Origin of the sequence: Pseudomonas massiliensis, assembly GCF_000826105.1 — a bacterium.
GTDB classification, from domain to species: Bacteria; Pseudomonadota; Gammaproteobacteria; order Pseudomonadales; family Pseudomonadaceae; genus Aquipseudomonas; species Aquipseudomonas massiliensis.
Genome location: NZ_CCYK01000006.1, coordinates 874,006 through 889,011, shown reverse-complemented (window position 1 = coordinate 889,011; position 15,006 = coordinate 874,006). Strand labels below are relative to the sequence as shown.

At 61.1% G+C, this 15,006-nt stretch carries 13 protein-coding genes; 11 read left to right on the top strand and 2 right to left on the bottom strand.

What is annotated here, in order from left to right; all coding sequences use genetic code 11:
- The first annotated feature begins 5 nt into the window (after positions 1 to 5).
- From BN1188_RS10100 to moaE, 9 genes are all read left to right on the top strand, one after another.
- The gene (locus tag BN1188_RS10100) at positions 6 to 1,448 is read left to right on the top strand and encodes an alginate O-acetyltransferase (RefSeq protein ID WP_040261262.1); all 1,443 of its coding nucleotides are present in this window, start codon (positions 6 to 8) and stop codon (positions 1,446 to 1,448) included.
- 13 nt (positions 1,449 to 1,461) lie between these two features.
- Entirely contained in the window at positions 1,462 to 2,613 is a 1,152-nt protein-coding gene (locus tag BN1188_RS10095; protein WP_040261465.1) for a mannuronate-specific alginate lyase, read from the top strand.
- Between the two features lie 142 nt (positions 2,614 to 2,755).
- Positions 2,756 to 4,321: an MBOAT family O-acyltransferase gene (locus BN1188_RS10090; protein WP_040261261.1), complete on the top strand. Its 1,566-nt coding sequence runs from the start codon at positions 2,756 to 2,758 to the stop codon at positions 4,319 to 4,321.
- Positions 4,322 to 4,330: 9 nt separating this feature from the next.
- Entirely contained in the window at positions 4,331 to 5,479 is a 1,149-nt protein-coding gene (locus tag BN1188_RS10085) for an alginate O-acetyltransferase (protein WP_040261260.1), read from the top strand.
- Between the two features lie 50 nt (positions 5,480 to 5,529).
- Positions 5,530 to 6,189 (top strand): alginate O-acetyltransferase AlgF, encoded by a 660-nt coding sequence (locus tag BN1188_RS10080; protein ID WP_052469227.1) that lies wholly within the window; start codon positions 5,530 to 5,532, stop codon positions 6,187 to 6,189.
- A 101-nt stretch (positions 6,190 to 6,290) separates the two neighbouring features.
- A complete protein-coding gene (locus BN1188_RS10075; RefSeq protein WP_040261259.1) occupies positions 6,291 to 7,742 on the top strand; it encodes a mannose-1-phosphate guanylyltransferase/mannose-6-phosphate isomerase in 1,452 nt (483 codons plus the stop codon).
- Between the two features lie 199 nt (positions 7,743 to 7,941).
- On the top strand, positions 7,942 to 8,412 hold the full coding sequence (gene moaC, locus BN1188_RS10070) for a cyclic pyranopterin monophosphate synthase MoaC (protein WP_040261258.1): 471 nt from the start codon (positions 7,942 to 7,944) through the stop codon (positions 8,410 to 8,412).
- Positions 8,412 to 8,654: a MoaD/ThiS family protein gene (locus BN1188_RS10065; protein ID WP_040261257.1), complete on the top strand. Its 243-nt coding sequence runs from the start codon at positions 8,412 to 8,414 to the stop codon at positions 8,652 to 8,654. The genes moaC and BN1188_RS10065 overlap by 1 nt, the downstream gene beginning before the upstream one ends.
- A 1-nt stretch (position 8,655) precedes the next feature.
- Complete coding sequence (moaE, locus tag BN1188_RS10060) at positions 8,656 to 9,120, top strand: molybdopterin synthase catalytic subunit MoaE (protein ID WP_040261256.1); 465 nt, start codon at positions 8,656 to 8,658, stop codon at positions 9,118 to 9,120.
- Between the two features lie 855 nt (positions 9,121 to 9,975).
- Here the strand turns inward: moaE and rhlB are convergent.
- Positions 9,976 to 11,454: an ATP-dependent RNA helicase RhlB gene (gene rhlB, locus BN1188_RS10055; protein WP_040261255.1), complete on the bottom strand. Its 1,479-nt coding sequence runs from the start codon at positions 11,452 to 11,454 to the stop codon at positions 9,976 to 9,978.
- A gap of 81 nt (positions 11,455 to 11,535) precedes the next feature.
- Positions 11,536 to 12,192 (bottom strand): alpha/beta hydrolase, encoded by a 657-nt coding sequence (locus tag BN1188_RS10050; RefSeq protein ID WP_040261254.1) that lies wholly within the window; start codon positions 12,190 to 12,192, stop codon positions 11,536 to 11,538.
- 435 nt (positions 12,193 to 12,627) lie between these two features.
- Between BN1188_RS10050 and BN1188_RS10045 the strand changes: the two genes are divergently transcribed.
- Together BN1188_RS10045 and BN1188_RS10040 are read left to right on the top strand one after the other, a co-directional pair.
- A complete protein-coding gene (locus BN1188_RS10045) occupies positions 12,628 to 13,656 on the top strand; it encodes an amino acid ABC transporter substrate-binding protein (protein ID WP_040261253.1) in 1,029 nt (342 codons plus the stop codon).
- Between the two features lie 157 nt (positions 13,657 to 13,813).
- Positions 13,814 to 15,004, top strand: coding sequence for an amino acid ABC transporter permease (locus tag BN1188_RS10040; RefSeq protein WP_040261252.1), 1,191 nt, complete (start codon positions 13,814 to 13,816; stop codon positions 15,002 to 15,004).
- The last annotated feature ends 2 nt before the right edge of the window (positions 15,005 to 15,006 follow it).

Below are 15,006 nucleotides of genomic sequence, written 5' to 3'. Positions count from 1 at the left end.
ATCCCATGCATTCACATTTCATCAAGCTGCTCAGCCTGTCGGGCCTGGCCGCTGCCCTTTATGCGTCGGGCAGCGCGCAGGCCGCCGAAGTGCAGCCTCCTGTGTTCACCGCGCAGCCCTGCTGCCAGCTCTGCCCGGCCGCGGCCGATGCGAAGAACTACGTTACCCGTTACCAGCGCAACTTCACTACCCTGATAAAAGGGGAGGGCGATTGGCTGTTCCGTACCGTGGAAGACCTGCGGACCGAGTTCAAGACCTCGCCCGAAGGCTACCGCCGGATGAAACAGCTGCATGACGCCTTCAAGGCGCGCGGCGTGGAAGTGGTCATCGTGTACCAGCCCACCCGTGGCCTGGTGGATCGCGCGCGCATGCTGCCCGCCGACCGCGAGCGCTTCGACTACAACACTGCGCTGAAGAACTACAAGGACATGCTCGGCCGTTTCCAGGCCATGGGCTACCATGTGCCTGACCTGTCGCCCTTGACCAATGAGCAGCAGGCCCACGACTTCTACTTCCGCGGCGACCAGCACTGGACGCCGTACGGTGCCGAGCGTACCGCCAGGATCGTCGCCGAAACCATCAAAAAGGTGCCTGGCTACTCCGGCATCGCCAAGAAGGAGTTCGAAACCAAGGTCTCCGGGCGCATGGGCAAGACCGGCACCCTGCAGAACATGGCCGGGCAGCTTTGCGGCACCAGCTACGCCATTCAGTACATGGACACCTTCAGCACCGAACCCAAGGGTGCGGCCGGTGACAACGATCTGTTCGGCGACTCCGCCAGCCCGGACATCACCCTGGTCGGTACCAGCCATAGCGGCAAGAACTACAACTTCGCCGGCTTCCTCCAGCAATACAGCAATGCCGACGTGCTGAACGTAGCCTTCCCGGGCGGTGGCTTCGAGGGTTCGATGCTGCAATACCTGGGCAGCGATGAGTTCCAGAAGAAGCCGCCGAAGATCCTCGTATGGGAGTTCTCCCCGCTGTACCCGCTGGACCAGGAAACCATCTATCGCCAGATGATGGCGCTGATGGGCGATGGTTGTGACGGCAAGACCGCCGAGCTCACCGGTAGCGGCGTGGTCAAGCCCAACCAGACCACCGAACTGCTGGTCAACGGCCAGAACGGTATCAAGGAGCTGGAAAACTGGAACCACCAGGTCGATATCAAGTTCGCCGACCCTGCGGTCAAGAACCTGAAAGCGACCCTTTGGTACATGAATGGACGTCACGAAGACATCAAGATCGAAAAACCTACCACGGCAGACACCGACGGGCGCTTTGCCTTCGAGCTGCGCGATGATGCGGACTGGCCGAAGATGAACCTGCTGGCCGTGGAAGTCCACGGGCCGGAAGACGCTACGGTCGGGCCACAGAAGGTCGAAGCGAAGATCTGCAAACGCAACGTGTTCCCCGGTGTGACCACGCGCAACGCGCAAGCCGGACTCTGAGGGCTGAATGCTTATGTTGACTTCTCGTGTTACACCCCGGGCCGCCCGCCGTTTCCTGGCACCGGCCCTGCTGGGTCTTGCCATGTTCGGCTCCGTGGCGCATGCCGCGGGGCTGGTGCCTCCCAAAGGATATTACGAGGCGATCGAGAAGCCAGGGAAAGGCGGGGATTTCCAGTGTCCGGCCGCGCCAGCGCCTTACACTGGGTCGCTGCAGTTCCGCAGTAAGTACGAAGGATCGGACAAGGCTCGTGCAACCTTGAACGAGGTTTCGGAAAAAGCCTTCCGTGATTCCACCAAGGACATCACGACACTGGAGCGAGGCATCAGCAAGCAGGTGATGCAGTTCATGCGCGACGGCAAGGCCGCCGAGCTGGATTGCACCCTGAACTGGCTCAGCACCTGGGCTGACGCCAATGCGCTGATGTCCAAGGACTTCAACCATACCGGCAAGTCCATGCGCAAATGGGCCCTGGGCAGCATGTCGTCCTCGTACCTGCGGCTGAAATTCTCCGAATCCCATCCCTTGCAGGGCCACGAGGCCCAGGCCCAGAAAATCGAAGCCTGGTTCAGCCGCCTGGCTGACCAGGTAGTGAGCGACTGGAGCAACCTGCCGCTCGACAAGATCAACAACCACTCGTACTGGGCCGCCTGGTCGGTGATGGCCACGGCCATCGTCACCGACCGCCGTGACCTGTTCGACTGGGCGGTGAAGGAATTCAAGGTAGGCGCCAGCCAGATCGATGACCAGGGCTTCCTGCCCAACGAGCTCAAGCGGCGCCAGCGGGCACTGGCCTACCACAACTATGCCTTGCCACCCTTGGCCATGATCGCCAGCTTCGCCCAGGCCAACGGCGTGGACCTTCGCCAGGAAAACAATGGCGCCCTCAAGCGCTTGGGTGACCGTGTGCTGGCAGGTTCGAAAGATCCTGAAGCGTTCGAGGAAAAGAACGGTGAAGAGCAGGACATGACCGATCTGAAGGTCGACAGCAAGTACGCCTGGCTCGAACCCTATTGCACGCTTTATGACTGCTCGCCGGACACCATCGAGCGTAAGCGCCAGATGGAACCCTTCAAGACCTTCCGTCTGGGTGGCGATCTGACTCGTACTTTCGACCCGGACCACGAAAAGGGTGACAAGGGCGACAAGGCCGAGAAGGGGTCCTGACAGGCCCGGCTTCACAATAAACGAGCACCGCGGGTCAGTTCAGGCGTCTGGCCCGCGGTGCATTTCTCTCCAGCCTTTCGCTGGGGGGGTATGGGGGGGCTGTCTTCGGCTCCCAGTGTAGGAAAAACAAGGAGAGATCAGGATGGTTTTCTCATCCAACGTGTTCCTGTTCCTGTTCATGCCGATTTTCTTCGGCCTGTACTATCTGAGCGGAACGCGCTATCGCAACTTGCTGCTGCTGGTAGCCAGTTATGTATTCTACGCCTGGTGGCGCGTCGACTTCCTCGCGCTCTTTGCCGCCGTGACCCTGTGGAACTACTTCATCGGCCTGCGCATCGGTGCCAACGGAGTGCGCACCAAGGCGTCCCAGCGCTGGCTGTTGCTGGGTGTGGCCGTGGACCTGGCCGTGCTGGGCTATTTCAAGTATGCCAACTTCGGCGTCGATAGCCTCAACGCGATCATGATGTCGTTCGGCCTCGAGCCGTTCATCCTCACTCACATCCTGCTGCCGATCGGTATCTCGTTCTACACCTTCGAGTCCATCAGCTACATCATCGATGTGTATCGTGGCGATACCCCCGCGACCAAGAACCTGATCGACTTCGCGGCCTTCGTGGCGATTTTCCCGCACCTGATCGCCGGTCCCGTGCTGCGCTTCAAGGACCTGGTAGACCAGTTCAACCACCGCACCCATACCCTGGACAAGTTCTCAGAGGGCGCGACCCGGTTCATGCAGGGTTTCATCAAGAAGGTGTTCATCGCCGACACCATCGCGGTGGTGGCCGATCATTCCTTTGCCCTGTCCAACCCCACCACCGGGGATGCCTGGCTGGGCGCGCTGGCCTATACGGCCCAGCTGTACTTCGACTTTTCCGGTTACAGCGACATGGCCATCGGCCTGGGCCTGATGATGGGCTTCCGCTTCATGGAAAACTTCAAGCAGCCCTACATCAGCCAGTCGATCACCGAGTTCTGGCGTCGTTGGCACATCAGCCTTTCCACCTGGCTGCGGGACTACCTCTATATCACCCTGGGCGGCAACCGTGGCGGCACCTTCGCCACCTACCGCAACCTGTTCCTGACCATGCTGCTCGGCGGCCTGTGGCACGGGGCGAACTTCACCTACATTATCTGGGGCATGTGGCACGGCCTGTGGCTGGCCATTGAGCGAGCCCTGGGCACCGACGCCGCGCCGCGCCGCTTCAACCCGATCAAGTGGGCCTTCACCTTCCTGCTGGTAGTGCTGGGCTGGGTGATCTTCCGTGCCGAGAACCTGCATGTGGCCATGCGCATGTACCAGGCCATGTTCAGCTTCGGCCAGTGGGAGCTGTCCGAGCTCAACCGCGCCAGCCTCACCGGCCTGCAAGTGGCGACCCTGATCGTGGCTTATATCACCATGGCCTACTTCGGCCTGCGTGACTTCTACCAGGCGCCGATCAACGCCCGTGCCCAGAAAGCCGAAGCCAGCGAAAAAGCGGTGGAGGCCAATGGCCCGGCGACCGCGCAGCCAGGGCAGATCAAGGCCGTGCCGGGTGACCAGCCTGCCATCGTTCAGGCCCACGTCCCAGGCCATCAGGTACAAGCGGCCTACTGGGTAGCCGATTGGCCGCGTTACCTCATGCGTACGCTGATTCTGCTGCTGTTCGTGGCTTCGATCCTGAAGCTGTCAGCGCAAAGCTTCTCGCCTTTCCTTTACTTCCAGTTCTGAGTGCCGACCATGACCCGTTCATTACGCATTCTCTACATCGCGATCTTCTTTGGCATCCTGGTGCTGTTGGGGCTCTGGTCCCTGGTAGCGTTCACCAGCTTCGATCGAACGCCGCAAATGACTTTCCTCAACGGCAAGCTGGCCAAGGCCGTGGAAACTCACTATGACGAGGAGTTTCCCATCAAACGGCTGGGTACCAACCTCTGGGCAGCGGTGGACTACAAAGTGTTCAACGAGGGCCGCCCAGGAGTCATCCTGGGCAAGGACCAGTGGCTGTTCACCGATGAAGAGTTCAAGCCTGTCGCCAACCGCGACCAGATCGAGCAGGAAAACCTCGCGCTCATCCGTGGCGTGCGTGATCGCCTGGAAGAAAAGGGCATCAAGTTGGTAATGGCGATCATCCCGGCCAAGGCGCGCCTGTACCCCGAACACTTCGGCAACAGGCAGCCGGCCAGCATGCATCGTGATCTGTACGAGCAATTCCATGCGCAGGCCCAGCAGGCGGGTATCTTCGCGCCGGACCTGATGGGGCCGTTGCAACAGGCCAAGCAGAGCGGCCAGGTCTTCCTGCGAACCGATACCCACTGGACCCCCCTGGGGGCGGAAGTGGTCGCGCGCAATCTTGGTGCTGCTATCGCGTCGCAATCCCTGATCAATACCGCGCCTGTCAAATACGTGACCGAAGCGGAACAGGCGAAGCCGTACAAGGGCGACCTGACGACCTTCCTCCCGCTGGATCCTCTGTTCACGAATTTGCTTCCGCAGCCTGACAGTTTGCAACAAAAGACCACGCATGCTGTCGAAGGCGCAGGTGACAGCGGCGATGCGCTGTTTGGCGATGCCACTGTCCCCGTGGGGCTGGTAGGTACCAGCTACAGCGCGAACGCGCACTGGAATTTCCTTGGCGCGCTCAAAGAAGCGCTCAATAGCGACGTCGTCAACTATGCCGAGGAAGGCCACGGCCCGATCCTGCCGATGCTCAAGTATCTGCAGAGTGACGGGTTCAAGAACAATCCGCCGCAGGTTCTGGTTTGGGAGTTTCCCGAGCGCTACCTGCCTATGAAGAATGACCTCAGTGGTTTCGATCCCGCGTGGATCTCCCAACTGAAGAAGGCCCAAGATAACAATCAGAATCTGGCCGTGGGCCAGAACCACTGATTATTTTCAATCAAACGGCACATATTTCATATCAGCCGCGAGGAATACATATGCCTGTACAGACTTTGAAAGCCGCCATTCGCACTTCCCGTATCGCCAAGGCATGCGCCGTGGCCGTAGGCCTGGGGCTGCTCTCTACCCAGGCATTCGCCGGAGGCGATGGCGCCCTGTACAAGACTGCTCCGGCAGGGTCCGCATTTGTCCGTGTCTACAACGCCGGCGGTCAGGAAATCACCCCTAGCGTCGGTACCGCCAAGTTCAAGGGCGTATCGCCTGCGTCCGCCAGCGCCTATTCGTACCTGCCTGGCGGGAGCTATACCGCTCAGCTTGGCTCGCAGAACCTGCCAGTCAACTTGGCCAGCAATAAATATTACACAGTGGTCGGTGGAACTTCTCAGCCAAAGTTGGTCGAAGAGTCCAAGTTCGACAACAAGCAGAAAGCGCGGGTGGATGTCCAGAATTTGACGGACAAACCTCTGACGCTGAAAACGGCCGATGGCAAGACTGAAGTCGTTGCCGCCGTTGCTGCCGGTGGTTCCGGTAGTCGTGAAATGAACCCTGTGAAAGTTAACCTGGCACTCTTCGATGGCGCTAACAAAGTTGTCGATCTGAAGCCTGTAGCACTTGAGCGTGGTCAGTTCACTTCTCTGTTCGTTACCGGTTCCGGTAGTAACGTCAAGGCCGATTGGGCCCTGCCTGTTTCCGAATAATGCCTTATACGCGGCTGCTCAACGCAAGCAGCCGCTTTGAATAAGAAGACACGGCGGCACTCGCGGTCCAACTTCATTTACGAAATTCTTGGAGAAACACTATGATCCCGGTGATCTTGTCAGGTGGTAGCGGCTCTCGTCTGTGGCCGTTGTCGCGCAAGCAGTTCCCGAAGCAATTCCTGGCGTTGACGGGCGAGCACACGCTCTTCCAGCAGACCCTGGAACGTCTGGTGTTCGAAGGCATGGATAAGCCTCTTGTGGTTTGCAACAAGGACCACAAATTCATCGTCAACGAACAACTTTCCGCTCTCAAGCTGGAAACCCAGGGCATCCTGCTCGAGCCCTTCGGCCGTAATACCGCGCCGGCCGTAGCCTTGGCCGCGATGAAGCTGGTCAACGAAGGTCATGACGAGTTGATGCTGGTCCTGCCGGCCGACCACGTGATCGAAGATCAGAAAGCCCTGCAGCGCGCCCTGGCCCTGGCCACCGTGGCCGCCGAGCGTGGCGAGATGGTGCTGTTCGGCGTTCCGGCCAGCCGCCCTGAAACCGGCTACGGCTACATCAAGTCCACCAACGACGCATTGCTGCCAGAAGGCGTGAGCCGTGTTTCTCACTTCGTCGAGAAGCCGGACGAGAAGCGTGCCCAGGAATTCGTGGAGCAGGGCGGCTACTTCTGGAACAGCGGCATGTTCCTGTTCCGCGCCAGCCGCTTCCTGGAAGAGCTGAAGAAGCACGATCCGGATATCTACGACAACTGCCTGTTGACCCTGGAGCGCAGCAAGCGCGACGGCGACAACATCGAAATCGAAGAAGCCAGCTTCGCCTGCTGCCCGGACAATTCCATCGACTACGCGGTGATGGAAAAGACCCAGCGCGCCTGTGTGGTGCCGCTGAGCGCCGGCTGGAGCGACGTTGGCTGCTGGAAATCTCTCTGGGAAGTTCACGCCAAGGACGAAAATGGCAACGTCACCAAGGGCGACGTGGTCATCCAGGACAGCCGCAACTGCATGGTCCACGGTAACGGCAAGCTGGTGTCGGTGATTGGCCTGGAAAACATCGTGGTGGTGGAAACCCGCGACGCCATGATGATCGCGCACAAGGACAAGGTCCAGGGCGTGAAGAACATGGTCGCCACCCTGAACGACATGGGCCGCAGCGAAACCCAGAACCACTGCGAAGTGTACCGCCCATGGGGCTCGTACGATTCCGTGGACCAGGGCGGCCGCTTCCAGGTCAAGCACATCACCGTCAAGCCGGGCGCCTGCCTGTCGCTGCAGATGCACCACCACCGCGCCGAGCACTGGATCGTGGTATCCGGCACTGCCGAGGTGACCTGTGACGAGAACGTGTTCCTGCTCACCGAGAACCAGTCGACCTACATCCCGATCGCTTCGGTTCACCGCCTGCGCAACCCAGGCAAGATCCCGCTCGAGCTGATCGAAGTACAGTCCGGCAGCTACTTGGGCGAAGACGACATCGAGCGTTTCGAAGATATCTACGGCCGCTCCAACGCTGCCACCGCTGGCGTCTCGGTGAAGTCGATCACCCAGTAAAGGCCTTCTGTAGCAGCCGGCCTTGGCCGCGACCAGGCTAACCGATTCGTCGGCAAGACAGCATGGCCCGGCCCGGCTGCTACCAGTGGATTCAGAAAGAGGCGCCGTGCCAAGCCCCATCGGCTTGCCGCGGGGCCTTTTTCGTTTCCGTGCCCGGAGCGGCGGGCTAAACTGGGCCATGTTTTCCAGGAGCCTGCTCATGCTCACCCATCTAGATTCCCAAGGCCGCGCCAATATGGTCGACGTGACCGCCAAGGCCGTCACCGAGCGTGAGGCAGTGGCCGAGGCCCGTGTGCGCATGCAACCGGCGACCTTGCAGATGATCGTCGAAGGTGCTCACCCCAAGGGTGATGTCTTTGCGGTCGCACGTATCGCCGGCATACAGGCAGCGAAGAAAACCAGTGACCTGATTCCCCTGTGCCATCCGTTGATGCTCACCAGTGTGAAGGTGGAGCTGAGCGGGGAGGGCGCCGATGCGGTGCTGATCCGTGCCCGCTGCAAGCTGGCGGGGCAGACAGGGGTTGAAATGGAAGCCCTCACGGCCGCCAGTGTGGCTGCCTTGACGATTTATGACATGTGCAAGGCCGTGGACAAGGGCATGGTCATCGAGGCCGTGCGCTTGCTCCAGAAGCGCGGCGGCAAGAGTGGTGACTACCAGGTGCAGGCATGATGACGGTCAGGGTGCTGTATTTCGCGCGCTTTCGCGAGGCCATGGGCATGGACGCCGAGCAGGTGCGGGGTGAGTTCATGGATATTCGCGCGCTGAGGGACTTTCTGGTGGCGCAAGGAGGGCATGACGTACTGGCCGAAGCCAGCCTGATGTGCGCCCGCAATGAGGAGCTGTGCCAGCTGGACGAGCCTGTGCTGCCCGGCGACGAGATTGCCTTTTTCCCTACCGTGACGGGAGGTTGAGATGGCCGTTCGCGTGCAGCGTATCGCGTTCGACCCCGGTGCCGAGCTCAATGGCGTTCATCAGCGGCAGCTGGGTGTTGGCGCGGTGGCAAGCTTCACTGGCTATGTACGCGACTTCAACGACGGCCAGGACGTAGCCGGCCTGTTTCTCGAGCATTACCCGGGCATGACCGAAAAGGCCTTGGAGAAGATCGTGGTCGAGGCGCAGGGCCGTTGGCCCTTGCTCAATGTGGAGGTTCTGCACCGTATCGGTGAGCTCGCCCCGGGCGAGCCTATCGTTTTCGTGGCCTGTGCCAGCGCCCATCGCCAGGCAGCCTTCCAAGCCTGCGAATTCATCATGGATTACCTCAAGACCCGCGCGCCCTTCTGGAAGAGGGAAACCACACCCGAAGGCTCCCGTTGGGTAGAGGGGCGGCAGAGCGATCAGGATTCGGCCGAGCGCTGGCTGGCGGCGAACAAGCCCTGACAAAGTCCTTGCAGGGTAGGAGCTAGCGGCAGCTAGCGAAAGGCATTGAGCTGAACATTTGCCAGCTCCGCTACCTCCCACGGTGGGAGCTAGCGACAGCTAGCGAAAGGCAATGAGCTGAGCATTCGGCAGCTTCGCTACCTCCCAGGGTGGGAGCTAGCGACAGCTAGCGAAAGGCAATGAGCTGAACATTCGGCAGCTCCGCTACCTCCCAGGGTGGGAGCTAGCGACAGCTAGCGAAAGGCATTGAGCTGAACACTCGGCAGCTTCGCTACCTCCCAGGGTGGGAGCTAGCGACAGCTAGCGAAGGGCAATGAGCTGAGCATTCGCCAGCTTCGCTACTCCCACGGTGGGAGCTAGCGGCAGCTAGCGAAAGGCATTGAGCTGAGCATTCGGCAGCTCCGCTACCTCCTAGGGTGGGAGCTAGCGGCAGCTAGCGAAAGGCATTGAGCTGAACATTTGCCAGCTCCGCTACCTCCCACGGTAGGAGCTAGCGGCAGCTAGCGAAAGCATTGAGCTGAGCATTCGGCAGCTTCGCTACCTCCCACGGTGGGAGCTAGCGACAGCTAGCGAAAGGCATTGAGCTGAGCATTCGGCAGCTCCGCTACCTCCTAGGGTGGGAGCTAGCGGCAGCTAGCGAAAGGCATTGAGCTGAACATTTGCCAGCTCCGCTACCTCCCACGGTAGGAGCTAGCGGCAGCTAGCGAAAGCATTGAGCTGAGCATTCGGCAGCTTCGCTACCTCCCACGGTGGGAGCTAGCGACAGCTAGCGAAAGTGAGCTGACATTCGCCAGCTCCGCTGGTTCCCACCGGCGCAAATGGCCCAGGTCCATTGGCGTCCCCGACAGCTTGCGCCTATGTACGCCGCCCCACAGGTTTGAGCAGTGCCTCGGGCGGCATCTCGCAGCTGATCTTGCGGCCCAGCAGCGCCTCGATGGCAGGCAGTTGGTAAGCGTCATATTCCCCAGCGAAGCTGATCGAAACCCCGCTGGTCCCCGCGCGGCCGGTGCGGCCGATCCGGTGAACGTAGTCGTCCGGGTCTTCCGGCAGGGTGAAGTTGATCACGTGGCTGATGCCTTCGATGTGAATGCCCCGTCCTGCCACGTCGGTGGCGACCAAGACCTGCACCTGGCCTGCGCGGAAGGCTTCCAGCGTCTTGATCCGCTTGTGCTGGGGCACGTCCCCGGACAGCTGGGCCGCATTGATGCCGTCCTTGACCAGACGCTCCTCGATGCGACGTACTTCATCCTTGCGATTGGCGAACACCATCACCCGATCCCAGCCCTGGCTGGTCACCAGGTTATAGAGCAACTTGTACTTGTCGCTGCTGGCCACTGCATAAACGTGCTGTTCCACGGTATCGCTGGCCACCTGCTCCGGCTCGATCTCGACGATCGCCGGCTCCGTAGTCCATTGGCGCGCCAGGTTCATCACGTCCTCGGTGAAGGTGGCCGAGAACAGGAGGGTCTGGCGTTCGCTCTTGGGTGGCGTCTGCCGGATGATCTGCCGCACCTGGGGGATGAAGCCCATGTCCAGCATGCGGTCCGCCTCGTCCAGCACCATCACTTCGACCATGTCCAAGTGCACTTCGCCGCGCTGGTTGAAGTCAAGCAGGCGACCCGGGGTGGCTACCAGGATGTCGCAGAAGCGCGACTCCAGTTGCTTGAGCTGCTTGTCGAAGTCCATCCCGCCGACGAAAGTCATCACGTTCAGGCCGCTGTACTTGGTGAGCTGGGCGGCATCCTTGGCGATCTGCACGACCAGTTCCCGGGTAGGCGCGATGATCAGCGCACGGGGCTCGCCCATGTAGCGTTCGGCCGGAGGAGGTGTCTGCAATAGCTGGCTGATGGTGGAAATCAGAAAGGCCGCGGTCTTGCCGGTGCCGGTCTGCGCCCGGCCGATGGCATCGCGCCCTTTGAGGGTGAAGCCCAGCACCTGGGCCTGGATCGGCGTGCAATAAGGGAAGCCCAGGTCGTGGATGGCGCGCATCAGTTCAGGGCGCAGGGGGAAGTCGTGGAAGCGCGTCTTGCCTTCCTGGGGCTCGACCTGGAAATCTTCGAGGTTCCATGGCTTCACAGGCGCCTTGGTCGCTACGGTGCGGGCCTTGCGCGGCCGTTCGGGCGGTGTTGCGGGTGCGACAGGGGCGGTGGGTGCTGGTGCTGCCGTGGCATGGCGTTTGGCGCCGCGGGGTGCCTGCTGGGATTCGCGAGCGGGGGCAGTCACTGCCGGTGCCGGTCGTGCTGGACGCGCCTCGGCGGGAGAAGCAGGTGCGGCGGCGAGCGGCTCAGCCTCACCCTTGCCGAACATTTTCTTGAGTGCTTTGAGCACGGTCATCTCGTCATTAATTGTAAGGAAAGGTTCGCTGGCAGTGTAATGCAAGAATCGAGCGCGGCGTAGTGCCGCGCTCCGAGCGGCTCAACCCAGGCGGGCTTTGAGCCAGGACGCGATGTCGCCGATTTCCTGTTCGATCACGGAGTGTTCCATCGGATACTCATGCCAGCTGACCTCTACGCCAGCGTCCTTGAGCTGGTCATGGGCGGCGCGGCCCATGCTGCGCAGGACCACGCCGTCCTGGGTGCCATGCAGGCAAATGACCGGTACCGACTGCTGGACGGCGCTAAGCGGCAAGACTTCGCCAAAGCTCGGGGCGTAGGTGGACAAGGCCATGACCCCTGCCAATGAGCGTGAGGCCTCGATATAGGCGGTATGCAGGACCACCGCGCCGCCTTGGGAGAAGCCGGCCAGCACGATGCGAGCATCCGCGATGCCCAGGGCGTTCTGCTCATCCATCAGCTTCAGCACGGTGTTGGCGGATGCGTCCAGTTGCTGACGATTGATGGCCCGGGCCGGTGACATGGCCATGATGTCATACCAGCTTGGCATCAGGTAGCCGCCATTGATGGTCACCGCCTGGGTAGGCGCCTGCGGTAACACAAAACGGGTGTGGGGCAGGCTACGCTGCAGCAGCTGGGCCACGGGCTGGAAATCGAAGCGGTCAGCGCCCAGGCCGTGCAACCAGATTACACAGCTGTCGGCGGGTGCCTGAGGCTCAACGATCAGGGTTTCGGTCATATATGCTCCTTATTGGTGCAACAGGGTTCAAGTCGGTGCGCTCCGTGGTAGCGGTGCAGTGGCATTTTGCTAATAAAACGTCGCCTGGCTGCAATTTTAACGCTTGACCGCTACTGAATGTTTCCTGGTCTGGCGGCATGGTACGTCCTTTGCTAAACCTGTTGAGCGATGTAGACGCGCTCGCTACCGGTAACACTCGCGATCGGGGGAGAGGCACGGTGGTCCACGGGCCGACCGGGCCCAAGCCGCGAGAGACGGGCTCCAGTCTACACGCACTCGCACGTTGTCCCGCTCGACCCAAAACGATGCCAGCACAGGGTCGAGGGCGCCTCACAAAGGTGCGGGGCAACACTGGGCTCGGGGCCCTAGGGTTGTCGTGTTGGCGACCCACCCCGGCCAAGCTCGGACACAACAAGAGCCTTATTGGAGGTTTAAATGCAGATGTTGAAATCCACCCTGGCTGTACTGACCACCGCCGCCCTGATCGGGGCCAGTGGTTTCGCTCAGGCGGGAGCTACCCTGGATGGCGTGAAGAAAAAGGGCTTCGTTCAGTGTGGCGTGAGCGACGGCCTTCCGGGCTTCTCCGTGCCGGACGCTCAGGGCAAGATTGTCGGCATCGACGCGGATGTGTGCCGGGCCGTGGCGGCCGCCGTTTTCGGTGACGCCAGCAAGGTCAAGTTCAGCCAGCTCAACGCCAAGGAGCGCTTCACCGCGCTGCAATCCGGCGAGATCGACGTGCTGTCGCGCAACACCACCTGGACCAGCTCGCGTGACGCGGGCATGGGCCTGATCTTCGCTGGCGTCACCTACTACGACGGCGTAGGCTTCCTGGTGAACAAGAAGCTGGGCGTGAGCAGCGCCAAGGAACTGGACGGCGCCACCATCTGCATCCAGGCCGGTACCACCACCGAGCTGAACGTGTCGGACTACTTCCGCTCCAACGGCCTGAAATACACCCCCATTACCTTCGACACCTCGGACGAATCGGCCAAGTCTCTGGAAAGCGGCCGTTGCGACGTGCTGACCTCGGACAAATCGCAGCTCTACGCACAGCGCTCCAAGCTGGCGGCCAAGACCGACTTCATCGTGCTGCCGGAAACCATCTCCAAGGAACCCCTGGGCCCGGTGGTCCGCAAGGGTGATGACGAGTGGCTGAACGTGGTCAAGTGGAGCCTGTTCGCCATGCTCAACGCCGAGGAAGCCGGCGTGAGCTCCAAGAACGTCGAAGAGCAGGCCAAGTCCACCAAGAACCCGGACGTGGCTCGCCTGCTCGGCGCCGACGGCGAATACGGCAAGGACCTGGGCCTGCCGAAGGATTGGGTAGTGCAGATCGTCAAGCAGGTCGGCAACTACGGCGAGATCTTCGAGAAGAACCTGGGCAAGGGCACCGCGCTTGAGATCGACCGCGGCATGAACGCGCTCTGGACCAACGGCGGCATCATGTACGCACCACCGGTACGTTGATTGCCAGGTCGCCAGCATAGCCGCTGGCGTAGCGAGCAGAAAGGAAGAACAAGGCAGGCGCAGTGACGCGATCAAACGCGCATGCGCCTGCCTTGGCGTTTCCAATCCCTGCTCGCCATTCGAACCGCTGTATCGTCCGTTTCATTCGGGGCATTTCATGCAAAAACACAACGGCGCACCCAGCGCGCAATCCGGGCGGTTTTCCCTGACCGATCCGCGAGTGCGCGCCTGGGTCTTCCAGATCATTACCGTGGTCGCGGTGGTATCACTGGGCTGGTACCTGTTCGATAACACCCAGACCAACCTGCAGCACCGCGGCATCACCTCTGGGTTCGACTTCCTCGAGCGCAGCGCCGGCTTCGGTATCGCCCAGCACCTGATCCCCTATGTGGAATCGGATACCTATGCCAGGGTGTTCGTGATCGGCCTGCTCAACACCTTGCTAGTGACCTTCATCGGCATCGTGCTGGCGACCTTGCTGGGGTTCGTGATCGGGGTGGCGCGGCTGTCCAACAACTGGATGGTGAACAAGCTGGCGACCGTCTACATCGAGGTCTTCCGCAACATTCCTCCCCTGTTGCAGATCCTGTTCTGGTATTTCGCGGTCTTCCTGACCCTGCCAGGGCCACGAGGCAGCATCAACATCGCGGACCGCTTCTTCATCAGCAACCGCGGGCTGAATATGCCAGGGGCCAATCCGGCCGAAGGTTTCTGGCCATTCATTGTCAGCCTGGCGATCGCTCTGGTCGCACTGATCCTGATGGTTCGCTGGGCCAACCGGCGCTTCGAGGCCACCGGCCAGCCATTCCACAAGTTCTGGGCAGGCCTGGCCATCCTCGTTGTGATTCCCGCCCTGGCATCCTTGCTGTTCGGCGCGCCCTTCCACTGGGAGGTGCCGGCCCTGCGCGGCTTCAACTTCGTGGGCGGCTGGGTGATGATCCCCGAATTGCTCGCGCTGACCCTGGCGCTGACGGTCTATACCGCGGCCTTCATCGCCGAGATCGTGCGTTCGGGCATCAAGTCGGTCAGCCATGGGCAGACCGAGGCCGCGCGCTCCTTGGGCCTGCGCAACGGGCCTACCCTGCGCAAGGTGATCATTCCCCAGGCGCTGCGGGTGATCATTCCGCCCCTGACCAGCCAATACCTGAACCTGGCGAAGAACTCCTCCCTGGCGGCCGGCATCGGCTATCCGGAAATGGTCTCGCTGTTCGCCGGTACCGTGCTGAACCAGACGGGCCAAGCCATCGAAGTCATCGCCATCACCATGAGCGTGTACCTGGCCATCAGCATCAGCATTTCCCTGCTGATGAACTGGTACAACAAGCGCATCGCGCTGATCGAGCGCTAGGA